The sequence below is a fragment of the Polaromonas sp. A23 genome, assembly GCF_002001015.1.
In the GTDB taxonomy this organism is placed as follows: domain Bacteria; phylum Pseudomonadota; class Gammaproteobacteria; order Burkholderiales; family Burkholderiaceae_C; genus Polaromonas.
The window spans coordinates 242,292-268,049 of the sequence record NZ_MUNO01000018.1 but is presented as its reverse complement, the minus strand read 5'-3'; the positions used below and the strand labels follow the sequence as shown (position 1 = coordinate 268,049).

Here is a 25,758-nt window from a genome sequence, read left to right as displayed (position 1 = left end):
GTTTTCTAGTTGATCGAGACAAAGCTGCCCAATTTGTTCCAGCGCTTGCCGTCGAAAGTAACAGGTTGCAGGGACTTGATCAGGCGGTAGTCGTCCGGCCCGCTGCTGACCACCACACCAGGCAGGAACATGGGCAATTGCACGGCCTTGATGGAAGCGGCCTGCTTCAGCACGTTCTCACGCGTGAGGGTGTCGCCGGAGGCACGCAGGATGTCCACCATCAGGCGTGCGCTGGAGTAGGCATAGACGTGCGAGCCCAGACGGAGATCTGCCTCGGGCCGGTATTTCTTCATGAAGGCCAGCCAGTCCTGGAAAGCAGCATCGTTTTCCCACTGCTTGTCGTTCGGGTCCTTGGAGTAGGCGGTGGAAATGACGCCGGCGGCTTTCTCCGGCCCCGCGGGATTGAATACCGCGCCGATCAGCGCGGCGCCCTGGGCCAAATAGTGGGTCGGCTTCCAGCCGGTGTCATGCACCTTGCGCAGCGTCTGTATCGCCGCCTTGGCGGTGCTGAAACTGACCAGCACGTCCGCGCCGGACCCGCGCAACTGCACGATCTGCGAGTCAACCGTGGGGTCGGTGAGTTCGTACGACGCCTCGGCCACGATCATTGCCTTGGCCTTGGCGCCCAGACCTTCCTTGAAGCCCTTGAGGTAGTCGCGTCCGTAGTCGTCGTTCTGGTACAGCACGGCGATCTTGGCGCCTGGCTTGGTTTCCAGGATCTGCCGGGCATAGACTTTTGCCTCGGACGGATAGTCGGGATAGAAGCTCATGCTCCAGGGGTTTTTCTGCGGATCGTTCCACTTCGAAGCGCCTGTGAGGAGCAGGAGGTGCGGGATCTTTTTTGCGTTGACATAACGGTGTATGGCGCTGTTGGTGGCCGTGCCGAACATGCCGTACAGCAGCAGCACTTCGTCCTGCTCGACCAGCTTGCGCACACCCTCCACCGTCTTGGGCGGCGAGTAGCCGTCGTCCAGGCTCAGGAAGTTGATCTTGCGGCCATTGACGCCGCCCTGGTCATTGACCATGCGGAAGTAGGCCGCCTGGGTCTTGCCCACTTCACCGTAGATCGAGGCCGGCCCGCTGTAAGGCATGGTCTGCCCGATGCGGATTTCGGTGTCCGAGGCGCCGGGGTCGTATTTCTTCTTCTGAGCCGAGACGCTGCTGCAGGCCAGAGTCAGGGCCACCGTGAGTGCGAGAGCGATTGTCTTCATGTTTGTCTCCTTGAAAAAAACCAGGTACGCAGCCGTGCAATGCCGCCAGCTACGCCCGCGGGCCAGAGCAGCATCAGCACCAGCAGGATGACGCCGTACACGGCCCAGGGCGCGGCCTTGGACACCTGTTCCGCGAAGCGCGGAACGAATTGAATGAACACCGCACCGAACAAGGCGCCGGACAGCGACGACAGCCCACCGACCACGGCGCCTACCAGCAAGGTGATCGACAGGAATACGTTGAAGCTGTCGGGCGCGACGAACTGCACCACAATTGCGGACAGTGCGCCGCCCACGCTGGTGTACAGGGCGGAGATGCCGAAGGTGACACTCTTGATGCGCGCGTTATTCACACCCATGGCCTCGGCCGCGATCGGGTGGTCGCGTACCGCTACCAGGTTCAGTCCCATGGCGCCGCGCAACAGGTTGTGCGCGACCACGAACAGCGCTATTGCGACGCCCAGGCAGAAGAAGTACAGCCATTGGTCCGGGTTCAGCGGCAAGCCGAAAGGAGCATCAGGCTTGAGCAGCACCAGGCCTTGCGAACCACCGGTCCACACCTCCAGGCCCTTGTACTTGAGCAGTTGCGGCGTGACGACGCCCAGTGCGAAGGTAGCCATCGCCAGGTACACGCCGTCGAGCTTCAGGGCGGGCAGCCCGAACAGGTAACCGACGATGCCGCCAGCCAGTGCCGCGGCAGGAATCGTCGCCCAGTAGGGCCAGCCCGCGTGTTCCATCAGCATGGCTGCCGTGTAGGCGCCCAGCGCAAAGAATGCGCCGTGGCCCAGCGAAATCTGGCCATTGAAGCCGACCAGCAAGTTGAGACCGAGCAGCGCCAGCGCATAGGCCAGCACCATGGTCATCTGAAATACCATGTAGTTCGGCAGGACAAAGGGAAGCACGCAGGCTGCGGCGATCAACGCGGCCAGGAGAAGTCGTGGTCTCATGCTCAGACCCTCACCACAACAGCTTTGCCGAACAGGCCGGACGGGCGCACCACCAGTACGCCGATGATCAGCACCAACGCCACGGACAATTTGAGCTCCGAGCCAACCACGTAGGTGCCCAGCAAGTTCTCCAGTACGCCGACGATGAAGCCGCCAACCACGGCACCCGGCGCGCTGGCGATGCCCCCCAGCACCGCTGCGGCGAATGCGTAGATCAGGACACCGGACATCATGTGCACGTCCAGGAACACCACCGGCGCAATCATCATCCCTGCGACCGCGCCGATGGCACCGGCGAGTCCCCAGCCGAGGGCCAGCATACGGTTGACCCGCACGCCGACCAAGCGACTGGACACGGGATTCTCCGCGGTGGCCCGCATCGCAAGACCCAGGGGCGAAAAGCGGAAGAACACATAGACCAGTGCCAGCATCAGCAGCGTGATGCCGATGGCGCCGATCTGGTGCGGCGACAACAGGGTGCTGCCGTACCAGGCGTTCTCGCCGAACGGGCTTGGAAACGACCGGATCGTGTAGCCAAACAGCCAGCCCGCCAGGCTGTGCAGGATGACCAGCAGCGCGACGAACACCACCACGATGGACAAGATGGGTGCGTTGCGCAGGCGCCGGATCAGTACCAATTCGATCGCCGCGCCCATCGCGAAGGCGAAAACCACTGTCGCGAAGAAGGTCGCCCAGTAGGGCCAGCCCACCTGAATCAGCATGGAAGCGAAGAATGCCGAGAACATCGCCATCTCGCCCTGTGCGAAGTTCACGTGGTGGGTGCTGCGGTAGATCATCACCAGGGCCAGCGCCATGCTGGCGTAGATGCCGCCGGTGGCGAGACCCGCCAGCAGTTGCGAAAGGAATGCGTTCATAGGGATTGATCTCCACCCAGGTAGGCGCTTCGCACGGCGTCGTTGCTGCGCACCGCCGCGGCCGTTCCAGCAAGCACGATGTGGCCGGTCTCCAGCAGATAGGCCGTGTCGGCCAGTTCCAGCGCAAGGGAGGCGTTTTGCTCCACCAGCAAAATGGCGACGTTCTGGCTTTCGCGTATGAGCCCCATGATGCGGAAAATCTCCTGCACCATTAGCGGCGCCAGCCCGAAGGACGGTTCGTCCAGCAGCAGCAGCCGCGGCCGCAGCATCAGCGCGCGTGCGATGGCCAGCATCTGCTGCTCGCCACCGGACAGCGTGCCGGCCTGCTGGTGGCGCCGTTCCTTCAGCCGGGGGAAGTATTCGTAGAAGCGCTCGCAGTCCTCACGCACGCCGGCCTTGTCGCGCCGTGTGCAGGCCCCCATCCGCAGGTTCTCTTCGGTGGTGAGTCCGGTGAAGGTACCGCGCCCATCGGGCACATGCGCCACGCCCAGTCGGACGATGTCCTCGGTGGCCATGCCGTCGATGCGCTGGCCGGCGAATGTGACGTGGCCTTGCCGGCGGATCATGCCGCACAGGGCGCGAAGCGTTGTCGTCTTACCCGCGCCATTGGCGCCCAGCAGCGCCGTGATCGAACCCGCGTTCACTTGCAGGTCGATGCCGAATAAAGCGCGGGTCGGGCCGTAGCCCGCTTCCAGGCCGCGCACGTCGAGGAGAACTTCGCTCATTGGATGACCTCCGTGCTGCGCTCTGGGGCACGAGCTTCCCCAGACGATTGGGCGGCAGATGGCGATACGCCCAGGTAAGCCTCGATCAGCTCGGGGTTGTGACGCATTTCGCTGGGCGTGCCTTCGGCGATCTTGCGGCCGAAGTTAAGCGCGACAATCTTGTCCGACAGAGCCATCACCAGGCCCATGTGGTGTTCAACAAGCAAGACCGTAAGCGCGAAGCGTTGCCGGATTTCGCGCAGCAGCGCGGTCAGCTGTTTGACCTCCTCGTGATTAAGCCCGCACGCCGGTTCATCGAGCAGCAACAGCCGGGGGGACGCCGCCAGCGCACGCGCCAGCTCGACGCGTTTTTGCGTTCCGAATGGCAACAGCGCCACCGGTACATGGGCCACGTCGCCGAGCGCCAACAAGTCGATCAGTTCGTCGGCGCGCCGCCCGTGCAGCGCCTCCTCGCGCGCCACCACGGGCAGGCGCAATGCATGCGCCAGAAAGCCCGCACGCCGTCGGCAATGGCCGCCCACCAGTATGTTCTGGCGCACAGTGAGACTGCGGAACAGCGCGAGGTTCTGAAAGGTACGGCCGATGCCTGCGTCTGCCATGCGGTGCCGCGGTAGCCGGGCGAGAGTTTGCCCCGCGAAACGGATATCGCCATCACAGGCGTACAGGCGCGACAGGCAATTGAACAGCGTGGTCTTGCCGGCACCATTGGGGCCGATCAGGCCGCAGATCTGGCCCTGTTCGACTTCGAACGACACGCCGTCGAGTGCGACGACGCCGCCGAAGCGAAGCGTCACTTCGCGCACCTGCAACAGCGTAGGCGCTCGAGGCGGTCCGCTCGACCCGTCATGTTTCATTTTGTCTCCTTTTGCGCGGCACTGTCGCGTGCGCTACGCGTTTTCTCGATACCGCCTCAAACCGCCTGGTACAGCGTGACCACACAGGCGCCGCCCAGGCCCAGGTTGTGCTGCAGCGCCAGGCGCGCGCCTTCGACCTGGCGCTGGTCGGCCTGCCCTCGCAGTTGCCACACTAGCTCGGCACATTGCGCCAGGCCGGTCGCGCCCAGCGGGTGGCCCTTGGAGAGCAAACCGCCCGAAGGGTTGGTGACGATGCGCCCGCCGTAGGTGTTGTCACCGTCCATGATGAATTTTTCGGCCGTGCCTTCGGGTGTCAGCCCCAGGCCTTCGTAAGTGATGAGTTCGTTGGCGGTGAAGCAGTCGTGCAGTTCCACCACGTCCAGGTCTTCCGGGCCGATGCCGGCTGACTCATAGACCTGCTTTGCGGCAGCGGCCGTCATGTCATAGCCAACCACCTTGCGCATGTCGCCGCTTTCAAAGGTGCTGGCCGTGTCAGTGGTCATGGCCTGGGCGGCGATGACGACACGCATGTCGAGCTTGTGCTTCCTGGCGAAATCGGCCGAGCAGACGATGGCCGCCGCCGCGCCGCAGGTCGGTGGGCAGCACTGGTAACGCGTCAGCGGATCAAACACGGCGGGTGATGCCATCACTTCGTCAAGCGTCAGGGTCTGGCGGAAGACGGCCAGGGGATTGCGCGCGGCGTGCTGGCGCGCCTTCACCGAAATGCGGCCGAAGGTGTCGGCGCGTATGCCGTACTGCTTCATGTAATCGCGACCGGCGCCGCCGAAGAACTGGGCCGCACGCGGTGTATTTTCCAGGTAGCCCTGGTGCGCCAACATGGCTTCTGCAAACCGCCCCATCGGCGAAGGACGGTCATCGTAGGCGCCCTTGAGCGGGCCGGCCACCATCTGCTCAAACCCCAGTGCAATCGCGCATTCCACCACGCCGCTTTCCACGGCCTGGCGTGCCAGGAACAAGGCACTGGAGCCGGTGGAGCAGTTGTTGTTCAGGTTGAACACCGGAATGCCGCTCAGGCCCACACCGTAGATCGCGGCCTGGCCGGCCGTGGAGTCGCCGTAGACATAACCGACATAGGCTTGCTGAACCTCGGCGTAGTCCACGCCGGCGTCGTCGAGTGCAAGCTTGGCTGCGCGCGCGCCCATCACGGTGTAGGGCTCGCTGGCGCCGGGTTTGGTGAACGGGATCATGCCGACACCCACGACGTGAACGGCTCTTTGCATGCGGCTCATACGGCCTCCCTCCGGGTGGGCTGGGACAAGGCATGGCGGGATCTGGAATTCATGGCATCTCCTGAAAGCTTGTGGTGCATGACTGGAGTGTGGGCGGACGCAGGAGCCGGAACAATCGCCGAAGTATTCAAAATGATTGGCAAAAAAGATCAAAGCGACACGGGACTCGGCGACAGGTCAGCCCCGGCCGGCGCGCAAACAATCAGGCACCGGGTGGCGGCAAGTGGGTTTGCCGATAAACCCCGGGCGACAGGCCGGTCCAGCCCTTGAAAGCACGGTGAAAGGTGCTGGCCTCGGAGAACCCCAGGTGCAGGGCGATGTCGGGCAAGGTCAGTTCGGGCTGGCCCAGGTACTCAATGGCGACGTCACGGCGCAGGTCGTCCTTGATCGCCTGATAGCCCTGCCCTTCATCCCGCAGGCGGCGGCGCAGAGTTTGCGGCGTCATGGCCAACGCCTGGCCGACAGCCTCGAGCGAAGGCATTTCCGCCGCGAGGTGGCGTCGCAGCAGACGGCGGATGCGCTCGGTCAGGCTGGACTGGTCGCGGTACTTGACCAGCAGGCTGGCCGGCGCCTGCAGCAAAAACTCCTTCAGGCTTTGTGTGTTCTGCACCACCGGCAGGTCCAGCCAGCGCGCATCAAAACGAAAGCCCAGCCTGCAACGCCCATAACGCACCGGCGCCTGGAACAACCGTTCAGCATCGGTGGTGTACGGGGCATCGGCCTCGGGATACGTCACATCGAGCAGCGGAATGCGCCGCGCAACCAGCCAAGAAGCCAGGCCATAGGAAAAAAAGCAGAATGAACGCTCTGCGTAGGCCAGTGCGGTATCCCTTTCGCCACGGGACACCAGCCGGACCGACACCACACCCTGGCTCACCGCCATGCGGGGCACGAAGTCGTCGAGCATCAGGTGGTAGAACTGGAAGCCGGTATGCAGCGCCTCCCCGAGCGTGCGGCATTGCACCAGCAGGCGGCAGGACTGCACGAAACTGCCCAGCTTGAGCGGGTGGCGGCACAGGCCCCACAGCTCATCGTGCATCACGCGGCGCAAGACAATGATCAGCGCCGCGTACTGGCCCTGGGTGACACGTGACAACGGGGAGTCGAGCAGGGCCGGAGCAATGCCTGATCGCTTGAGGATGGCATCCACATCCAGCCCGTGCTGGCGGGCGCCCTGCACGATCTGGATCACCTGCGCGATGGCAATGGTGTGGTGGGTAATCGGTGCCGCCATCAGCCCAGTTTAGTAGCCGGCGCAGCAAGCGCCAAACAAAAGTTCCGGCGGCATGGCATCAGGCCACCGCACCTTGTCCGCGCATGGCCCGCACCTCCTCCTCGGTATACCCTGCCTCGCGCAGGATGTCGCCGGTTTGCTGCCCCTGGCGCGGTGCCGGGTGCCGCACGGCAAATTCGAAACCCGTCATCTTGACCGGACAGGCCAGCTGGGCAAAGGGCCGGCCGTCGGCTGCCGTGCTGCGCAGCACCATGCCGCGCGCCAGGAATTGCTCGTTGGATAGCGTCTCTTCGAGGGTCAGCACCGGGGTCACGCAGCAATCCGTGCCGCGCAGCCGCTCTGTCCACCAGGCCAGAGACTGAGCGCCGATGACCGCTTTGAGTTCCGCGCGAACCAGGCTGGCCTGGGCCGGTGTGATGGGGTGATGATGCTGCGCGAGGTCGGGCCGTTCAATCAGCTCGCAAAAGGCTTTCCAGAATTTTTCTTCCAGTGCCCCCACCGCCACAAAACGCGCGTCGGATGTTTCATACATCGCATAACAGGGCAAGGCGCCGGTGAGCTTGTCGCCGCCGGCAGGCCGCGTCTGGCCGTCTCTATTGAACCCGGCCAGCGGCACCACCGCATGCGCCAGCAAGCCGTCGGCAATGGCCACGTCCACATGGCGCCCGGCGCCGGCCCGCGCGGCGTCAAACAGTGCGGCCAGGATGCCCATGACGGCTGTCATGGAGCCGCCCAGCAGGTCGGCCACCGGCACATTCGACAAGGCCAGCGACTGTGCGTCGCTGCCCATCTGGTCGGCCACGCCGGCAAACGCGCTGTAGTTGACATCGTGTCCCGGCGCGTTGCGGTAAGGGCCGGTCTGGCCGTAGCCGCTGAGGCTGCAGTAAACGATGCGCGGATTGACCCGTGCCACCGCCGCGTAGCCCACACCAAGCCGTTCCATCACTCCAGGACGAAATCCTTCAACCAATACATCGGCTTGCTCGCACAGGCGCAGCAGCACGGCCACGCCCTCCGGCTGCTTCAGGTCGATGCAGATCGCGCGCTTGTTGCGATTGACCAGGGTGCGCACCGCTTCGGCCGCATAGTCACCCGCGCCCGTGTCTTCCACCTTGATCACGTCCGCACCCAGGTCACCCAGGTGCAGCGTGCACATGGGGCCGGGAAGCAGGCGCGTCAGGTCCAGCACGCGCACGCCCTGCAGGGGAGCGCCACGCGCGGCGGGAGGATTTTCTGGCAAAAAAGAATCGGGAGAATTGGGCATGAAAGGCTTTCAGGAACTGCGGCGGCTCAGTCTAGGTACCCCGGCAATGGCAGGAGCGTTCAAACCGCTTGACCGGAATGATCACCTTGCCGCCCGCGCGTGCTGGCCACCTGAATCTGAAAGCGCCGCCTGCAGCGCCAGCGTGCGTTGCGCCAGCCGCAGCACCGGGGCGTCCACCATGCGGCCGTCCAGGGTCGTCACACCGCCTGCGTTGTGGCTGGCTTCGACCACACGTTGTGCCCATTCCAGCTCGGCAGCTGTCGGCGCCAGGGCCGTGTTGACCGCGGCGACCTGCGCCGGGTGGATGCACAACTTTGCGCCAAAGCCGCCACGCCGGCTGCGTTCAGCATCGCGCTGCACCTGCGCCAAGTCACCGGTGCCAGGTGTCACGCCGTCCACCGGCGTGGCCAGGCCGGCGCGGCGCGAGGCCAGCACCAGCGCTAGGCGCACCGGCTGCAACTCGGCCTCATCCGGCCCACAGGCCATGCCCAGGTCAGCCTGGAAATCAAGGTTGCCGAAGACCAGGCGGGTGACACCCGGGCCGGCGGCCAACACATCCAATGCAGCCAGCCCGGCGGCAGACTCCAGCATAGGCAGCAGCGCACAGGCCGGGCCGGCAGCCGCCGCCACGCGGCCGAGTTCGACGAGCGTTTCCAGCTTGGGCAGCACCACGCCGCCCAAGCCATCCCTGGCCAGCCGGCCCAGGAGCGACAGGTCGTCCTCGTGCCAGGGCGTGCCGCCGCAGTTGATACGTACCAGTAGACGAGCCCGGTCGGCGGCTGACATGGCGGCCACACCCCCGGCCAGTTGCGTACGCGCCACCGCCTTGGCATCGGGTGCCACAGCGTCTTCCAGGTCGATGATCACGGCGCCGGCACCCGAGGCCAGCGCTTTCGCATAACGCTCGGGCCGGTTGGCCGGCACGAAAAGGAAGGAACGCGCCAGTGCAATCATGCTCATGCCGCGCCTCCCAGCAGCCGCCCGACCTTGCTGCTTTGGGCGATGGCCCAAAGGCTGTCAATGGCGCGCGCCATCTCCGCTTCCGTCGCGCCGCCACTGAAAGCAGCCAGGCGCTGCGCCTTGGCGGTGATCTCTTCGCGGCTCAGGGTGTTACCGGGGTCCCCTTTGGGTTCATCCACCCTGCCCTGCAGCACGCGGCCGTCGGTGGTGGTGACGGTGACCTTGCCTATCCAGCGGCGCGGGTAGGCAGCGTCCACTTCGGCGTCAAGCGCCATCACGACCTTCTCACGCAGCGCGACAGTGAGCACGTCCTGGAAATGTTTGTCGAACTCGACCAGGCCGGCGTGACCGAAACGCGCCACCAGGGCCAGCACCGTGCCCATGGAAAACTTGCTCTGGTGCACGGTGGCGGGGTTGACGACCGGGCCCAATACGTCGATCGCGCCCTGGTGTACATGCGTGACCACACGCGCCAGGTCGGTCGGTTTCAGGTCGTTGGCCTGCATCACCTGCAGCAGCGCGTCGGCCGCCGGGTGGGTGTGGCGGCAGGACGCGTGGTATTTGAAGGAAGTTTCGGCGGTGGCCCAGCGTGTGCCCAGGCCATCGACGAGCTTGGCGGGATCAGCGTCGCTGGACATGCCGGCGGCCATGCCTTGCGGGCCCTCGAGGATTTGCGCCGCACCTGTAAAGCCGTCCTGCGCCAGGCAGGCGGACATCAAACCGGCAGCAGCGGCGTGTGCGGTGTGCAGTTGCTTGGAGTCGGCGGCGGTACGCAAAAATTCCCACAGGCCTGCCGACTGCGTGCCGGCCGAGCCGAAGGCATGCTGCATCTGCGCAGGCGTTAAACCGAGCAGGCTGCCGGCAGCCGCGGCAGCAGCCAGCGTGCCGGCGGTGCCGGTGGTGTGGAACACCTTGTAATGGGAGCGCCCGAGGAACTCGCCGACACGGATGCCAACTTCGTAGCCGGCCACCGTCGCCGTCAGCAAAGCCTTGCCGCTGCTGCCCAGGGTTTGCGCCATCGCCAGCGCGGCGGGAAACACCACGGTGGCCGGGTGAAAGACCGAGCCATTGTGCACGTCGTCCTGCTCCGCCACATGCGAGGCCGCGGCATTGGCCATGGCGGCAAAGTAGGCGCTGCTGCGACTTCGGTTAATCAACACCTCGGCAGCGCCTTCGTTGGGCCCCATGCTGGCCGCAAAGCTTGTGATGGTCTCGACCGGACGCGAACCCTTGCCGGCGATCGCCGAGCCGAACCAGTCCACCATCAGATCTTCGGCCTTGTGCACGACGGGTGCAGGAATAGCGTCGAAGCGCAGCTTGGCCGCAAAAGCGGCGAGTTGGGCAGTGGCGGTGTGGTTCATGTTCACGGTATGTTCTTCAAGCAAAATAGGCGTTCGGCCCCTATGTAGCGTGCGCAGATAGCTATCAATTAAATAGCGCCCGCTCGCTGCAGCTCGGCGATGCCGTCATCGCCCTGCCCCAGTTCGCGCAGGATGGCATGCGTGTGCTGGCCGAGGGCGGGGACCGGGTCCATGCGGTACTCAAAGCTGTTGACGCGACCGGGCGGCAGCAGCGCAGGAATGTCGCCCACGGGTGAGCCCACTTGGCGCCAGCGATCGCGCGCCTTGAGCTGCGGATGCGCCCAGAGTTCGGCCATGCTGTTCATGCGGGCGTTGGCAATCTGCGCTTCGTCAAGCTTACGCGTCACGTCACTGGTGCTCATGCTGGCAAAAGCTGCAAGGATGATGGCCTTGAGCGCATCGCGGTGTTCGTTGCGCCGGGCATTGCTGTCAAAGCGCGGGTCCTGGGCCAACGCGGGCTGGGCCAGCACAACTTCACAAAACACCAGCCACTCTCTTTCGTTCTGCAGGCCCAGCATGACGGTGCCGTCACTGGCCGCAAACGGGCCATAGGGATAAATGGTGGCGTGTGATGCCGCACTGCGCGGCGGCGGCGCGGCGCCGTCATAGGCGTAATACATGGGAAAGCACATCCACTCGGTCAGCGATTCCAGCATGGACACGTCGATGTGCGAGCCCTGGCCCGTCTTGCCGCGCTGCAGCAGCGCCGCCAGGATGCTGCTGTAGGCGTACATGCCGGCCGCGATGTCGGCAATCGAGTTTCCCGCTTTGCTGGGCTCGTCGGGCGTGCCGGTGACTGAAAGGAAACCGGCCTCGCTCTGGATCAGCAGGTCATAAGCTTTCTTGTCGCGGTAAGGGCCGTCTTCGCCATAACCCGAGATGTCACAGACGATGAGCTTGGGATAAACGGCGCTCAACTCATCAAAGCCCAGACCCATGCGCGCTGCCGCGCCAGGTGCCAGGTTTTGCACCAGCACATCGGCCGTGGCCAGCAGCTCCTTCAGGACAGCCAGTGCCGCGGGTTGTTTCAGATCCAGCGTCAAACTTTCCTTGGACCGGTTCACCCAGACGAAATGCGAGGCCATGCCGTCAACCCGCTGGTCGTAGTCCCGCGCAAAGTCACCGACGCCCGGACGCTCGACCTTGATGACACGCGCACCGAGGTCGGCGAGCTGCCTGGTGCAGAACGGGGCGGCGATGGCGTGTTCGAGGGAGACGACGGTGATGCCATCCAACGGCCGTGTTTGGTGGTTCATGAAGGATCCCGGGGAATGTTTGCCTTGGCTGGGGCTGTGATGAGACGATGGTGGCGGGGCTGCAAGCCGGGTCTCGCCCCGGCGGGCGACTTACTTTTCTTTGCTTCGCCAAAGAAACCTAAGGAAAAGAAAGGCGACCCGATGGTCCGGGTCCCTCCGCTTCGCTGCGGGCAACCTGCGGTGCTCGCCGAAATCGGGGTCGAGCTCGAACTCGCTGCGCTCAGACAATCGCTCGCCCTGATCCGATTTCGGCTGTGCTCCTCGGCCCGGCCCGACGGGTAGGGGGAACGAATGCAAATGCGGGGAGGCGAGGACGCGCAAAGCGCGTCCTCGCCGGAACCCGATTGCGAATCCGAACCCGCTCCCGACTCCGATTCCCCCACCCTTCTGTATGCGCCGAGGAGCGCAGGGCCAGACGGATCAGGACGGGCGATTGTCTGAGCGTAGCGAGTTCGAGCCCGGCCCCGGCTGGACCGAGCACCGCAGGTTTCCCTCCGCAGCGTCAGCGAAGGAGGGACGCAGACAGCAGGGTCGCCTTTTCTTTGCTTACTTTCTTTTGGCGAAGCAAAAGAAAGTGAGTTGCCGCCGGGCAACCCCCGGCTTGTTGGCACACCTCCGGCGCAAGAGGCAAAGACGAATTCGACAAGCTCAGCCCGAGCGGCACCAGGGAACGGCAGCCGGCGCACCTCGCCCGCCGGGGCGAGACCCGGCTTATTGGCAAACACCACCGCTGGAGGAAAAGACTTCATGTATGCAGTCCGGCGTTCAGAACGACCTCGGCAACCCGAGCAAATGCTCCGCCACATACGAATAAATCAAATTCGTGGAAATCGGCGCCACCTGGTACAGCCGGGTTTCGCGGAACTTGCGCTCCACGTCATATTCATTCGCAAACCCAAACCCACCATGGGTTTGCAGGCACATATTGGCCGCTTCCCAGGAAGCCTTTGCAGCCAGGTACTTCGCCATGTTGGCCTCCGCGCCACAGGGCTTGCCCGCATCAAACAACTCACAGGCCTTGAAGCGCATCAGGTTCGCAGCTTCGGTTTCGATATACGCGTCGGCCATGGGGAACTGCACGCCCTGGTTCTGGCCGATAGGGCGATTGAACACCACGCGGTCGCTGGCGTAGCGGCGCGCCTTGTCGACGAACCAGTAGGCGTCGCCGATGCATTCGGCGGCAATCAGCGTGCGCTCGGCATTCAGGCCGTCAAGGATGTACTTGAAGCCCTTGCCTTCCTCGCCGATCAGGTTCTCCGCAGGGATTTCGAGGTTGTCGAAAAAAACTTCGTTGGTCTCGTGATTCACCATGTTGGGAATGGGCTGCACCGCCATGCCCTGGCCGATGGCGTCTTTGAGATTGACGATGAAGATCGACATGCCTTCGGACTTTTTCTTCACCTCGGCCAGCGGCGTGGTGCGCGCCAGCAAAATCATCAGGTCGGAATGCTGGATGCGCGAGATCCAGACCTTCTGGCCGTTGACGACGTACTTGCCGCCCTTCTTCAACGCCATGGTCTTAAGCTGCGTGGTGTCGGTGCCGGTGGTGGGTTCGGTCACGGCCATGGACTGCAGGCGCAACTCGCCGCTCGCGATTTTCGGCAAATAGAGTTTCTTCTGCGCGTCCGAGCCATGGCGCAGCAAGGTGCCCATGTTGTACATCTGGCCGTGGCAGGCACCGGCGTTGCCACCAGCGAAGTTGATCTCTTCCATGATGACCGAGGCTTCGGCCAGGCCCAGGCCGGAGCCGCCGTACTCGGCAGGAATCAGCGCGGCCAGCCAGCCGGCTTCGGTCAACGCGTTGACAAATGCTTCGGGGTAGCCGCGCTCGTGGTCGACTTTCTGCCAGTAGGCGGAGTCAAACGAGGCCAGCATGCCGCGCAGTGCTTCGCGCATGTCCTGGTAGGCGTCGGGAGTGGGGATTTGGGTTTTCATGGATGTCTTTTCTTCGTCGGTCAAATTTCAGGCGAGCGTCGCCATGGCCTGCATGGTGAGCCAGCCTTCATGGTCTTCGGTCCAGAGCTGCACGATCTTGCCGTCAGGTGATGGCCTGCCGTGCAACTTGAAGGGCGCGATGTCGAACACCGGCCGCACCGCACGAAACTGGAAACCCAGCAGGCGGGCACCGGGCATGTTCCTGCGCAGCAGATCCACCAGCAAGGTGGCGATCAGCGGGCCGTGCACGACGAGGCCCGGGTAGCCTTCGACCTCGGTGACATAACGGCGGTCATAGTGGATGCGGTGGCCGTTGAAGGTCAGCGCCGAGTAGCGGAACAGCAGCACATCGTCGGGCTTGACGATGTCTGACCAGGCCGCGTCTTTTTCTGCGGCCTGTGGCGGCGGAACGGGGTCGTCGGGCTGCGGATTGGCGCGGTAAACAATGTCGTGTTCTTCTGTCAACGCCAGGCCCCGAGCATTGCCTACCTCGTGTTTGACCAGCACAAACACCAGGTCACCGGAGCGGCCCGACTTGTGGGTTACTGATTCAATGCGGGAGGTCCGGGTCACCGCATCACCGACCTGCAGCACCTGCTGGTGCCACTGCAATCGCCCGCCGGCCCACATGCGGCGCGGCAGAGGCACGGGCGGCAGAAAGCCACTGCGCTTCGGGTGCCCGTCGGGACCGATTTCCGACTGGGGTTGGGACGGCAAAAAGTACAACCAGTGCCACAGCGGCGGCACGGCGGTGCCCTCTGCGGGTAGCGGATCGGCGCGGTCCAGCGTGGCCGAAAGGCTGCGCAGTGGCGCGGCCGTGATGTCGTCGCGCAGGGTTTCGGTTTTTCCGACCCAGCCCTGCAACTTTGCCAGCATGGTGGCGTCCAGGGTTCGAATGTCAGTATTCATCAGCCTGTCGCCGGTTGTGGATACAGCTCCAACAGGCTGCGCTTGAGCACTTTGCCGCTGTGGGTCATCGGCAGGACTGGAATGGACACCACCCGCTCCGGCCGCTTGTAAGGCGCCAGGTTCTCCTTGAGAAAAGCCTGCAGCGCCGCCATGTCTATCGTCACTTCAGGTACCGGCTCGACAAACGCAAGTATTTCTTCATTGCCGTCGGACTCGCGCCGCCCGACCACCGCACTGCAACGGATACCGGCAAAGCTGTTGAGCACCGCTTCCACTTCACCGGGGTAGACATTGAAGCCCGAGCGGATGATCATTTCCTTGAGCCTGCCCACCACAAACAACGCACCGTCCGGCGCAAGGTAGCCCAGGTCGCCGCTGGCATACCAGCCGCCGGGACGCATCACCTGGGCCGTGGATGCTTCGTCGCCGAGGTAACCGGGCATCAGGCCGACACCGCGCATCCAGATCTCGCCGCGTTCACCGGACGGCAGGTCGCGCCCGTCGCCGTCGACGATACGCAGTTCGGCGCCCTCCACCAGATACCCCGCCGAGGTGTCCTCGCGCTGCACGCCTCGCGGGGTCAGACACAGGGCACCGGCGTATTCCGACAAGCCATAGCCGTGGTAAAGCGGCTGCCCGAAGCGCTGCTGAACCGCCTGCTTGAGCGCCATGTCCAGCGGCGCGGCACCCGTGTAAACATAACGCAAGCCGGGGCAATGCGGCTTGTCGATGCCAGCCTCGTCCAGCCAGGCCAGCAGGCGCGTGAACATGGCCGGCGGCCCCTGCAGGTTGGACACGCCGAGCCGGGCCAAGGCATCAAACACATCAGCAGGATCGAAGCGGCTGCGCATCACCAGGCCGGCACCGGCCTGCAGCGAAGCCATCAGCACGGTGCCCAGGCCAAAGATATGCGTCATGGGCAGGTAGGCATAAGACAGGTCGTCCGGCCCCAATGCGCGGGAGGCTGCAGACACACGCGCGAACTGCAGCAGGCCGGCATGGGTGACCAGCACACCCTTGGGCGCGCCTGTGGTGCCGGAGGTAAAAATCACGGCGGCGACGCGTTCCACCAGCTCACCCTGAGCCGCCAGCGCGGCGGCCCGCACCGGGCTGCGCTGCAAGGCGGGAAGGACCGAGGGCCGCGCATCGGCGCGAACTGCGTGCTGTTGAGCCGCCTCCGAGACGGCGCTGGTGAAATACACCACGCGCGGGTCGGCCTTGTCCACAAAGGCCTTGACCTCGCCGGGCGACATGCGGGCATTGATGCCACAGGACCAGGCGCCGACACGGCTGCAGGCCAGGATCAGCGCAACGTGTTCCGCGCAGTTCTCGGCCAGGACCATGACCCTGTCCCCGGGTCGTACGCCGTCGTCCAGCAGCTCCTGCGCTAAAAGCGTGACCCAGGCGTCCAGTTCGGCATAACTCATGCTCGCGTCGGGCAACAACAGAAAAGGCCTGTCGGGTGACGCGCTGCGGCGTTGGTCAAACAGCGAATGAATGCGGTGATGGGTCATGATGTCCTGCAGGAAAGAAGCAAGAAGGGGCTCACTCGATCTGGATGCCCTTGGTCACCGTGGCCCACATCGCCAGCTCTTTCGCTGCGCGGTCCGACAGGGTCTTGGGTGACCCCAGCCACAGGTCGTAACCCTGCTCGACCAGCTTGTCGCGCAACGCCGCCTGGGCCAGCGCCTTGCGTGTGGCTTCGCTGTAGCGGGCCGCGATGCCGGCGGGCAATTTCGCCGGCGCGTACAGGCCATACCAGCCGTTCACCTCGTAGTCGGCAATGCCTTCTTCGCGCATGGTCGGCACATCAGGCATCGAGGCATTGCGCTCCCGCGAGGTCACGGCAAGCGCACGCACTCGTCCGGAGGCGATGTGGTTGCGGGCGCTACCCACGATGTCGAACATCATGTTGAGCTGCCCGCCTATCACGTCGGTCATGGCCGGGGCATTGCCTTTGTAGGGAATGTGATTGAACTCGCTGCCGGTCCGCTTGGCAAACAGCTCGCCGCTCAGGTGGTTGGAAGCGCCCACACCGGCCGAGCCATAGGTCAGTTTTCCGGGATTGACCTTGGCGTAGGCAAGCAACTCCTTGACGTTTTTGAAGGGCTGGTCCTTGCCAACCACCAGCACGTTCGCGTAGCTCAGGATGGGGGCAATGGGCTTCAGATCCTTTGCCGGGTCGAAGGCCATTTTTTTCAGGATATGCGGACTGATGGTGATGGTGGGACTGGCCGCAAAAAACAGCACCGATCCGTTGGGGTTGCCTTTGGCCACCGTATCGCCACCCATGACGCCACCGGCGCCGGGCCGGTTTTCAACCACCACCGGCCGGCCCAGTTCCTTGGCAAACACGGGGGCAAACAACCGGGCTGCAGCGTCCACCGGACCGCCTGCCGCATAACCGACGATCAAGCGCACAGGCTGGTCGGAGTCGGGCTGGGCACCCGCCGGGGCCGCCGCCAGCACTGCGCTGGCCATCAGCCCCGCCACCAGGCTACGGCGGGAAAAGTGGAACTGGAAAAATGGGTTACGCATGTCTTGTCTCCTCGGGGGTGGTTGATGATTGACTTCTACTGACTTACTCTTTCTCTCTTTCTCTGACGTTTTCACGCGGTGGCCTCGCGCACCATGCCGCGTGCAATGACGATCTGCTGGATCTGGCTGGTACCCTCGTACAGGCGGAAGATGCGCACGTCGCGGTAAAAGCGCTCGATGCTGTACTCGGCCAGGTAGCCGGCACCGCCGAAGATCTGCACCGCGCGGTCGGCCACACGCCCGCACATCTCTGACGCATACAGCTTGCAGCACGAGGCCTCGATCGAGACGTCATCACCGTTGTCGCGCTTGCGGGCGGCGTCCATCACCATGCAGCGCGCCGCGTACAACTCAGTTCGGCTGTCGGCCAGCATGGCCTGCACCAGCTGGAAACCAGCAATGGCCTCGCCGAACTGCTTGCGCTCAATGGCGTAATTCAGCGCGTCGTTGAGCATGCGTTCGGCCACGCCGACACACAGGGCGGCAATGTGGATACGGCCTTTTTCGAGCACCTTCATGGCGGTCTTGAAACCCTGGCCTTCCTTGCCGCCTATGAGTTGGCTGGCCGGCACGCGGCAATTCTCGAAAATCACGTCGGCAATATGGGCGCCGCGCTGCCCCATCTTCTTGTCGATCTTGCCAATGCTCAAGCCGGGCGTGCCGGCTTCGACGATGAAGGCGGAGACGCCACCGGCGCCCTTGTTCGCCGGGTCAGTGCGGGCCATCAAGGTGAAGATGCCGGCCAGCGGCGCATTGGTGATGTAGCGCTTGGTGCCGTTGACGATGTAGTCGTCGCCGTCGCGGATGGCGGTGGTGCGCAGCGAGGCAGCGTCCGAACCGGCATCGGGCTCGGTCAGGGCAAAGGAGGCAATGATCTCGCCGGTTGCCAGCCTGGGCAGGTATCTGGCTTTCTGTTCCGGCGTGCCGTCGAGGACGATACCCTGGGAGCCGATGCCGACCGAGGTGCCGATCAGGGAGCGAAAGCTGGGCGATGTCTTGCCGAGCTCCAGGATCACCTGGGCCTCTTCTTCCATGGTCAGCGCAAAGCCGCCGTATTCTTCGGGTACGGTCAGCCCGAACAGGCCCATGTCTTTCATCTCCTGAACAATCGCCGGCGGGATCTGGTCGGTTTCTTCGACGGTTTTTTCTGCCGGCACCAGGCGCTCGCGCACAAAGCGGCTCACGGTGTCCAGCAGCGCCGTCATGGTTTCCGGGTCCCTGATCATGATGAAGCCCTCTGAAAGCTTGGTGCAACGCAGCCGCAGTGCCAAATGCAGGTTGTAATAGGCATGAAAATCCTTCTTTGGTTAATGGATGGCAGCCGTTCGAGCTGCGTCAAGAAGCTGTTTTTTAAGCACCGCCTTGAGCACCTTGCCTGTGCCCGATGCAGGCAATTGCGTCATCAACACAATTTCACCGGGCACCTTGTAGGGCGCCAGATGCTGGCGCAAGTGCACGCCCAGAGCGCTGGCATCCACCGTGCATCCGCCCAGGGGCTCAACAAAAGCCACAATGTCCTCGTCCCCCCCAGTGCTGCGTCCGACGACAGCACTTTGCGCGACACCCGGCCAGGTGGCGATGACTTTTTCTATTTCAGCAGGGTAGACATTGAAGCCACCGCGGATGATCATGTCCTTGATGCGGCCAACGATGGACAAATCACCGTCGGGGCCAAACACGCCGATGTCACCGGTGTGCAGCCACCCTTGCGCATCGATCGCCGCGTGGGTTTGCTCCGGGTCACGAAAATAGCCTTTCATGACATTCGGCCCACGGATGCACACCTCCCCGCGCGCACCTGCTGCCGCTACGTTTCCCGCCTCGTCGCGCAGTACAACCTCGATGCCGGGAATCGGCCAGCCGGCCGTCACATCCGTGGGCGGCGGATGGCCGAAAGTCCGCGTCGCCGCTGGTGCGGACTCGGTCAACCCGTAGCCATGATGCAGCCGCACCCCGAGCAGTGCCTCGGTCTGGGCTTTCCGGGTGGCATCAATTTGCGAGCCACCGATGTAGAGCATGCGAAGCCGGTTGGGCTTCAAGGCCGTGCCGGTTTTTGCTGACCATTCAAACAGACGCGCATACATGGCAGGCACGCCCTGAAACACAGTGATGCCATCGCGAAGGATCGCGTTAGCCATTTTTTCCGGGCTGAACCGCGTGACCAGCTGAAAAGTGGCACCAGCCCGCAGGCCGCACAGCAAGGCTGACACCAGGCCGAAGGAATGGGAAATAGGCAAGGCATGAAAGATGCGATCCCCCGGCAGCAACACCTGTTGCGCCAGCGAGGCCTTGGTCACAAAGTCCAGATTGGCATGGGTCAACATCACGCCCTTGGGCATGCCGGTGCTGCCTGAGGTGTAAATCATCAGCGCAACATCATCATCCGTACCGTCGTCGCTGCCGTCGGCCTCTACGTGCGCGTGCCGCAGCGCGACCAGCCCTTGCGACAGACTCTCCCCCGCCACCACCTGCGCGCCATGATGCGCCGCGTGGCCGGCCGCCTCCGGCGAAGACTGCGCTGCGAAGTAAATCAGGCGCGGCTGGCAGTGTGCGCAAATTTCATCGATTTCAGTTTGGGACATGCGCGCATTCAGAGGCACGGCCCAGGCACGCAAACGCATGACCGCGAACAGCATCACCACCATGTCCACACTGTTTTCACCCACCAGCACAGCACGTTGCCCCGGGCCGAGGCCAGCCTGCGCCAAGGCGCTCGCGGCGGCCGTGATCTGCGCGGACAACGCCGCGTAAGTCAGGGAGCTGCCGTCTTCGGCCAGCAAGGCAAGCGTGCGGGCGCCGTCCGGGCTGGCGGCGACATTGTCTACAAGGCAGTCAATGCGCACGGCGATTCATTCCAGAGTGATCTTTTTGGCCTTGATGATGGGGCCCCACTTGTCGCGCTCCTGGCGGATGTAGTCGCCGTAAGCCTGCGGGCTGGTGGGTGCAGGTATCACCAGGCCCAGCGCCTCGAACTGCTCACGAAAGGCTTTGTCCACCAGCCCTTTGCCAATGGCCGCATTGAGCCGCGCGATGATGTCCGGCGGTGTTTTGGCCGGCGCCATGATGCCGTACCAGGCGCTCACGTCAAAGCCGGGAAAACCGCTTTCTGCGACGGTAGGAATGTCGGGCAGCACCTGCAGCCGATCAGGGGTGGTCACGGCCAAAGCGCGCAGCTTCCCACCCTTGATCTGGGGCAGCGAGCTTGCAATTGAATCGATAAACAGCTGAACTTCTCCTCCCATGACGGCAGCAAGGGCGGGACTGCTACCGTTGAAAGGTATGTGCGTCATGTCCAGACCGGCTTGCGCTTCAAGGAAAAGACTGGCCAGGTGCAAAACGCTGCCGGTGCCCGTGGAGGCGTAGTTGAGCTTGCCCGGTTGCGCCTTGGCCAGCCGGATCAGGTCGGCAAAGGTTTGAACCGGCAGCGCGCGGTTGACAGACACAACCAGTGGGCTGACAGCGACACGGGCAACGGGTGCCAGATCGCGCTCCGGGTTGTAGCTCAGCTTGGGGTAGAGCAGCGGGTTGGTGACGACGGTCGAGCCGGTGCAGATGAGCAAGGTGTAGCCGTCCGGTGCAGCCGCGGCCGTCAATTGCGCCCCGACGGCGGTATTGCCCCCCGGCTTGTTGTCGACCAACACGGATTGCCCCAGAATTTTTCGCATCTGCTCGGCCACCCCGCGTGCCAGTCCATCGGCGGAGCCACCCGCCGCATACGGGGTGATCAATCGCAAGGGGCGGTCAGGAAACCCCTGGGCAAGAACATGGGGGCTGGCCAGCATGGCCGCTCCACCAGCGGCAACGGACAGACGAGCGATAGCGCGGCGTCGAGTGATCATTTTTTGTCTCCTTGGGTTTTCACGTGTTATCAGCAGGATCAGGTCGATGTCGCCTGATTCTTCTTGTCTTGTTCGTCTCTTTTGCGGATCGCTTCGCGCATGGCTTGCCACTGCTCATCGCTCAGGTCGGCCAGGTCGGTGAACGACGCACCGTTCTGGCGGTGGCCGGCACCGTCGATGGCAATGGTTTCTCCCGTGAGCCACTCCACGCCATCGGCCATCAGGAACACGGCCAGGTTCTGCAGCTCGTTCATGCGGCCGACCCGGTTCATCGGGTTGCGCACCACACCGTCTTTCCAGTCGGCGTTCGGGCTCAGGCGCTTGTTGGCGCCTTCGGTGGGGAAAATGCCCGGCGCAATCGCGTTGAGCCGGATACCGTAAGGCCCCCACTCCACCGACAATGATTTGGTCATGACATCGATGCCGGCTTTTGACATGGCCGAGGGCACCACAAAAGGCGCACCGCTGCGCACCCAGGTCACCACAACCGACACGATGGAACCGGGCAGCTTGTCGGCTATCCAGCGTTTGCCCACGGCCTGCGTGACATAAAAGGTTCCGTGCAGCACGATGTTGGCGACAGCATCGAAACCGTTCGGCGACAGATCTTGCGTGCGGCTGACGAAATTGCCCGCCGCATTATTCACAAGGCCGTGCAGCGCGCCGCCATCGGCCCAGATCGCGTCGACCATTTGCGCCACGTCGGCAGCCCTGCGGATGTCGACGGCAAAGGTTTTCACGCTGCCGCCATGAAGTTTCATGAGTTCGGCCGCTGTTTCATCCAGCACCGGCTTGCGCCGGCCGCAGATGTAGACCTCTGCGCCCAATTGAAGGTATCGGGCCGCAATTTCACGACCAAGGCCGGAGCCCCCACCCGTGACGAGAATGCGTTTGCCCTGGAGAAGGTCGTCTTTGAACATGGGGTGCCTTACAAGGTGCTGGCCGTGCCGAGCAATGCTGTGGATTGGCTGGACAAGGTGCCCCCGTTGCCATGGGCAATCGCAGTCTCGGCGCCTGCCACCTGGCGGTCGCCGCATTCGCCGCGCAACTGGCGTACCGCCTCGATCAGCGCGAAGATGCCGTACATGCCGGGGTGCACACACGACAGACCTCCGCCATTGGTGTTGACTGGCAGGTGGCCACCGGGGCCAATGCCACCGTTCTGCACAAACGCCCCACTTTCACCCTTGGCGCAAAACCCCAGATCTTCCAGGAACAACAAGGTGTTGATGGTGAAAGCGTCATAAAGCTGCGCCACGCCAACGTCCTTCGCCGACAGGCCCGCCATGGCGTAGGCTTCGCGGCCGGACTGGCTGGCTGCGGTAACCGTCAGGTCGTGCATGGACGAGACCTGCCGGTTCCACACCGCCGTGGCATTGCCCAGCACATAGACCGGCTTTTTCGGCAAGTCCCTGGCCCGGTCGGCACGCACCAGCACATAGGCGCCGCCGCCATCTGTGACCAGACAGCAGTCGCGCACGGAAAGCGGATCCGACACCATGCGGGCAGACAACACGTCTTCGATGCTCAACGGGCCGCGCATGAAGGCTTCGGGATTAAGCCGCGCCCATGCCCGCGCGGCCACCGCCACTTCAGCCAGATCGCGGCGCGTGGTACCGAACTGGTGCATATGGCGCGAAGCCGCCAGCGCATAGGCGGAAAGCGGTGACATCGGCTCGTAGGGGTACTCGTAGGGCTGGGGGTCCAGGAACTTCCGGCTGGCGACGATTTCCTTGCGGCCAAAAGCTGCCGTGCGCTGGGCGCTGCCATAACAAACCAGCACCGCATTGCACTGGCCCGACTGCAAGGCATACATGGCGGGCAACAAATGCGCGATAAAGCTGGAGCCGCCAATCATGGTGGCGTCGATATAGCGCGGATTGATTCCCAGGTACTCCACCACGGGCATGGACCACATGGTGGCCGACGCGCTGGCGGTGCACAGTCCGTCGATATCACTCATCTTCAGGCCGGCGTCAGCGACTGCCGCATGGGCCGCGCGGGCCAGCAACTCCATATTGGTAAAACCGGGGGCCTCCCCGCAACCGAAGGTGGCGACGCCGGCAATCGCAGCACTGCCGCGCAGATGGTTCAGGGACCCGCTCATGCCGCCCCCCCTTCGAGCGCAGAGGCCAGCACCAGGCCGCAGCCGTCGGTGAGCTGCACGTGCATCTTCACGCGCTGACCGATGCGCACCGCATCGGGCTGGAGATTGGTGACCCGGCTCATCAGGCGTACGCCTTCGTCGAGATCGATCAGCGAGACGTTGTAGTCGCCTCCCGCATCGGGTTTGCGCCGTACCGTCGTCACCGCATACACCGTGCCGCCGCCGGAAGGCGTGACCCAGTCCAGTTTTGCCGAACCGCAGTGCGTGCATATTTCCCGCGGAAAATAAACGTGCTTGCGGCACTCCTTGCATTGCTGGATAAGAAAACGGCCGCTGTCGAGCGCCGCTTGATGAAAGGCCTGGACACCAGTGTCGGAAGGTCCGGGTGATGGAGGCGGGTTGCTTGCTTCTTGGCTCATGGCTGTCATCCGCTTCAAATGGGGTCCCAGCTGAACACGTCGCCCGAACGGTCCAGATCAAAAAAACTGGCCTTGAGCGCCGGCAGCGCGTGGCTGGCCACCGTTGCCGGGGTCCAGCCTTCGGAGCGGTGCACCGAGCGCACCGGGCGTGGCTGGCTGATGAGGAAGATCTCGTTGTTGCGCACGGCAAAAATCTGTCCGTTGGCCCCGCGGCTTTCCTCGCTGGCCAGGCAGACCGCCAGCGGTGCAATCTTGGCCGGCGTCATCTGCTTGATGCGGTCGACGCGGGCCTGCTCTTCGGGTGTGTCGGTCGGGATGGCGCCTATCATGCGGCTCCAGGCAAACGGGGCGATGCAGTTGGAGCGCACATTGAACTTGAGCATGTCCAGCGCAATCGACTTGGACAGCGCAGCCACGCCGAGCTTGGCTGCCGAGTAATTGGCCTGGCCGAAATTGCCGATCAGGCCGGAGGTCGAGGTCATGTGGATGTAGTTGCCGGAGGCCTGGGCCTTGAAATGCGGCGCGGCAGCGCGGCTCACGTAATAAGCGCCATACAGGTGCACCTTGATCACGGCGTCCCATTCGTCGTCGCCCATCTTGTGGAAAAACCGGTCGCGCAGGATGCCGGCGTTGTTGACCACGCAGTCGATGCGGCCAAAACTGTCCATGGCCGTGGTGATGATGCGCTGCGCAGCCTGCGCCTCGGACACGCTGTCGGTATTGGCCACGGCCTCGCCGCCGGCAGCGCGTATTTCATTGACCACCGCCTGCGCGGGGCCGGCGTCACTGCCCTCGCCCGCCACCGATGCACCTATGTCGTTGACCACGACACGCGCGCCTTCACGCGCCATCGCCAAGGCGATGTCCCGCCCGATACCGCCACCGGCACCGGTGACGACCACTGCCTTGCCTTCCAGCATGCCTGTTCCGCTCATTGTTGATTCCTGCTGTCGTAAACGCCCTTTGGGGCAGAGCAGGCATCGTCGCCGCAAGCGGGCCAATCAACAATCTGCCATTTCAGCAGCCAGACTTCTGAAATTTGGAAGTCTCTTCATGCCACAGAAGAGAATTTCTCCAATGGAATATCCAAAACAAAGGGTAAACCCTGATCTCAAGACTTAGTCACCGCCGAAGACTTCAGGCAACCGTGCGTTAGCATGGCGCATGCAATTCGACCTGACGGACCTGCGGCTTTTTGTGGCAACGGCCGACGAAGGCAACATGACACGTGCCGCCGAGCGCCAGCACCTGTCGCTGGCCGCGGCCAGTGCGCGCATCAAGGCGCTCGAAGCCCAGTCCGGCCTGAGCCTGCTCTACCGCGAAGCGCGCGGCGTGCGGCTGACGCCGCCTGGGGAGGCCTTTTTATTCCACGCGCGCGGCGTGTTGCGCCAGGCCGAGCAGTTGCGAAGCGACCTGCAGGAATACGGCGGCGGGTTGCGCGGCCATTTGCGGGTGTTTGCCAACACCACCGCGGTGACGGACTTCCTGCCGGAAATCCTGCCGGACTTTTTGTCGGCGAACCCTAAGATCAACATCGACCTGCAGGAGAAACCCAACGCCGAGATCGCGCGCGGCGTGCTGGACGGCCGGGCCGACATCGGCATCGTCGCCGGCAAGGTGGACACGCTGGGGCTGGAGGCGATTCATTTCAGCACCGACCGGCTGGTGCTGGCCACTGCCAAAAACCACCGCTTCGCACGCCGCAAAAAAATTGCCTTTGCAGAAACGCTGGATGAAGACGCGGTAGGCATGCAGTCGGGCAGCACGCTGCAAACCTTTCTGGCGCAGGTGGTCGAAAGCCTGGGCAAGCCGCTGAAGTTGCGCATCCAGCTCTCGAGCTTTGATGCCATGTGCCGCATGATTGGTGCCGGCGTGGGCGTGGGCATTGTTCCAGAGTCAGCCGCGCGGCGCAACCAGGTGGCCATGGGCATAACACTGATCGAGCTGCTGGAGCCCTGGAGCGTGCGCGAGCGTTACATCCTGGTGCGCAAGCGCGATGCGCTGCCGCGTTATGCCGAGTCGTTGATCGAAACGCTGTGCGCGCATTATCGCGACCAGGCCTGAGGTAACTGCC

Annotated in this window: 23 protein-coding genes; 1 reads left to right on the top strand and 22 read right to left on the bottom strand. The window is 63.7% G+C overall.

The window, feature by feature from the left end:
- Positions 1-5: 5 nt before the first annotated feature.
- The 22 genes from B0B52_RS10170 to B0B52_RS10060 form a co-directional block, all read right to left on the bottom strand.
- Entirely contained in the window at positions 6-1,211 is a 1,206-nt protein-coding gene (locus tag B0B52_RS10170) for an ABC transporter substrate-binding protein (RefSeq protein ID WP_077593503.1), read from the bottom strand.
- Positions 1,208-2,158, bottom strand: a complete 951-nt coding sequence (locus B0B52_RS10165; protein WP_077593502.1) for a branched-chain amino acid ABC transporter permease — start codon at positions 2,156-2,158, stop codon at positions 1,208-1,210. The genes B0B52_RS10170 and B0B52_RS10165 overlap by 4 nt, the downstream gene beginning before the upstream one ends.
- Before the next feature lie 2 nt (positions 2,159-2,160).
- Complete coding sequence (locus B0B52_RS10160) at positions 2,161-3,033, bottom strand: branched-chain amino acid ABC transporter permease (RefSeq protein ID WP_077593501.1); 873 nt, start codon at positions 3,031-3,033, stop codon at positions 2,161-2,163.
- Positions 3,030-3,758, bottom strand: coding sequence for an ABC transporter ATP-binding protein (locus tag B0B52_RS10155; RefSeq protein WP_077593500.1), 729 nt, complete (start codon positions 3,756-3,758; stop codon positions 3,030-3,032). The genes B0B52_RS10160 and B0B52_RS10155 overlap by 4 nt, the downstream gene beginning before the upstream one ends.
- Positions 3,755-4,612, bottom strand: coding sequence for an ABC transporter ATP-binding protein (locus tag B0B52_RS10150; RefSeq protein ID WP_077593499.1), 858 nt, complete (start codon positions 4,610-4,612; stop codon positions 3,755-3,757). Before B0B52_RS10150 ends, B0B52_RS10155 begins: the two co-directional genes overlap by 4 nt.
- Positions 4,613-4,668: 56 nt before the next feature.
- Entirely contained in the window at positions 4,669-5,853 is a 1,185-nt protein-coding gene (locus tag B0B52_RS10145; protein WP_174575486.1) for a lipid-transfer protein, read from the bottom strand.
- A 211-nt stretch (positions 5,854-6,064) separates the two neighbouring features.
- Positions 6,065-7,096 carry an AraC family transcriptional regulator gene (locus B0B52_RS10140; RefSeq protein WP_077593497.1) on the bottom strand — a complete coding sequence of 344 codons (1,032 nt, stop codon included), beginning with the start codon at positions 7,094-7,096 and terminating at the stop codon, positions 6,065-6,067.
- 58 nt (positions 7,097-7,154) lie between these two features.
- On the bottom strand, positions 7,155-8,360 hold the full coding sequence (locus B0B52_RS10135; protein ID WP_077593496.1) for a CaiB/BaiF CoA-transferase family protein: 1,206 nt from the start codon (positions 8,358-8,360) through the stop codon (positions 7,155-7,157).
- Between the two features lie 81 nt (positions 8,361-8,441).
- Complete coding sequence (locus B0B52_RS10130) at positions 8,442-9,320, bottom strand: CoA ester lyase (RefSeq protein WP_077593495.1); 879 nt, start codon at positions 9,318-9,320, stop codon at positions 8,442-8,444.
- Positions 9,317-10,681 carry an MmgE/PrpD family protein gene (locus tag B0B52_RS10125; protein ID WP_077593494.1) on the bottom strand — a complete coding sequence of 455 codons (1,365 nt, stop codon included), beginning with the start codon at positions 10,679-10,681 and terminating at the stop codon, positions 9,317-9,319. The genes B0B52_RS10130 and B0B52_RS10125 overlap by 4 nt, the downstream gene beginning before the upstream one ends.
- A 68-nt stretch (positions 10,682-10,749) precedes the next feature.
- Positions 10,750-11,937 carry a CaiB/BaiF CoA-transferase family protein gene (locus tag B0B52_RS10120; protein WP_077593493.1) on the bottom strand — a complete coding sequence of 396 codons (1,188 nt, stop codon included), beginning with the start codon at positions 11,935-11,937 and terminating at the stop codon, positions 10,750-10,752.
- Between the two features lie 765 nt (positions 11,938-12,702).
- On the bottom strand, positions 12,703-13,872 hold the full coding sequence (locus B0B52_RS10110; RefSeq protein ID WP_077593583.1) for an acyl-CoA dehydrogenase family protein: 1,170 nt from the start codon (positions 13,870-13,872) through the stop codon (positions 12,703-12,705).
- A 27-nt stretch (positions 13,873-13,899) separates the two neighbouring features.
- The gene (locus tag B0B52_RS10105; protein WP_077593492.1) at positions 13,900-14,781 is read right to left on the bottom strand and encodes a MaoC family dehydratase N-terminal domain-containing protein; all 882 of its coding nucleotides are present in this window, start codon (positions 14,779-14,781) and stop codon (positions 13,900-13,902) included.
- Positions 14,781-16,295 carry a class I adenylate-forming enzyme family protein gene (locus tag B0B52_RS10100; protein WP_077593491.1) on the bottom strand — a complete coding sequence of 505 codons (1,515 nt, stop codon included), beginning with the start codon at positions 16,293-16,295 and terminating at the stop codon, positions 14,781-14,783. Before B0B52_RS10100 ends, B0B52_RS10105 begins: the two co-directional genes overlap by 1 nt.
- Before the next feature lie 31 nt (positions 16,296-16,326).
- Positions 16,327-17,319, bottom strand: coding sequence for a tripartite tricarboxylate transporter substrate binding protein (locus B0B52_RS10095; RefSeq protein ID WP_077593490.1), 993 nt, complete (start codon positions 17,317-17,319; stop codon positions 16,327-16,329).
- A gap of 71 nt (positions 17,320-17,390) precedes the next feature.
- Complete coding sequence (locus B0B52_RS10090) at positions 17,391-18,545, bottom strand: acyl-CoA dehydrogenase family protein (RefSeq protein ID WP_077593582.1); 1,155 nt, start codon at positions 18,543-18,545, stop codon at positions 17,391-17,393.
- A gap of 81 nt (positions 18,546-18,626) precedes the next feature.
- Positions 18,627-20,162, bottom strand: a complete 1,536-nt coding sequence (locus B0B52_RS10085; RefSeq protein ID WP_077593489.1) for a class I adenylate-forming enzyme family protein — start codon at positions 20,160-20,162, stop codon at positions 18,627-18,629.
- A gap of 6 nt (positions 20,163-20,168) precedes the next feature.
- Complete coding sequence (locus B0B52_RS10080) at positions 20,169-21,158, bottom strand: tripartite tricarboxylate transporter substrate binding protein (RefSeq protein ID WP_077593488.1); 990 nt, start codon at positions 21,156-21,158, stop codon at positions 20,169-20,171.
- A gap of 38 nt (positions 21,159-21,196) precedes the next feature.
- A complete protein-coding gene (locus B0B52_RS10075; RefSeq protein ID WP_077593487.1) occupies positions 21,197-22,078 on the bottom strand; it encodes an SDR family oxidoreductase in 882 nt (293 codons plus the stop codon).
- A gap of 8 nt (positions 22,079-22,086) precedes the next feature.
- Positions 22,087-23,265, bottom strand: a complete 1,179-nt coding sequence (locus B0B52_RS10070) for a thiolase (RefSeq protein ID WP_077593486.1) — start codon at positions 23,263-23,265, stop codon at positions 22,087-22,089.
- Positions 23,262-23,684, bottom strand: coding sequence for a Zn-ribbon domain-containing OB-fold protein (locus B0B52_RS10065; RefSeq protein ID WP_077593581.1), 423 nt, complete (start codon positions 23,682-23,684; stop codon positions 23,262-23,264). The genes B0B52_RS10070 and B0B52_RS10065 overlap by 4 nt, the downstream gene beginning before the upstream one ends.
- 14 nt (positions 23,685-23,698) lie before the next feature.
- Positions 23,699-24,604, bottom strand: coding sequence for an SDR family NAD(P)-dependent oxidoreductase (locus tag B0B52_RS10060; RefSeq protein ID WP_077593580.1), 906 nt, complete (start codon positions 24,602-24,604; stop codon positions 23,699-23,701).
- Positions 24,605-24,848: 244 nt separating this feature from the next.
- On the opposite strand from B0B52_RS10060, the gene B0B52_RS10055 reads away from it, so the two are divergent.
- The gene (locus tag B0B52_RS10055; RefSeq protein WP_077593485.1) at positions 24,849-25,748 is read left to right on the top strand and encodes a LysR family transcriptional regulator; all 900 of its coding nucleotides are present in this window, start codon (positions 24,849-24,851) and stop codon (positions 25,746-25,748) included.
- Positions 25,749-25,758: the final 10 nt, after the last annotated feature.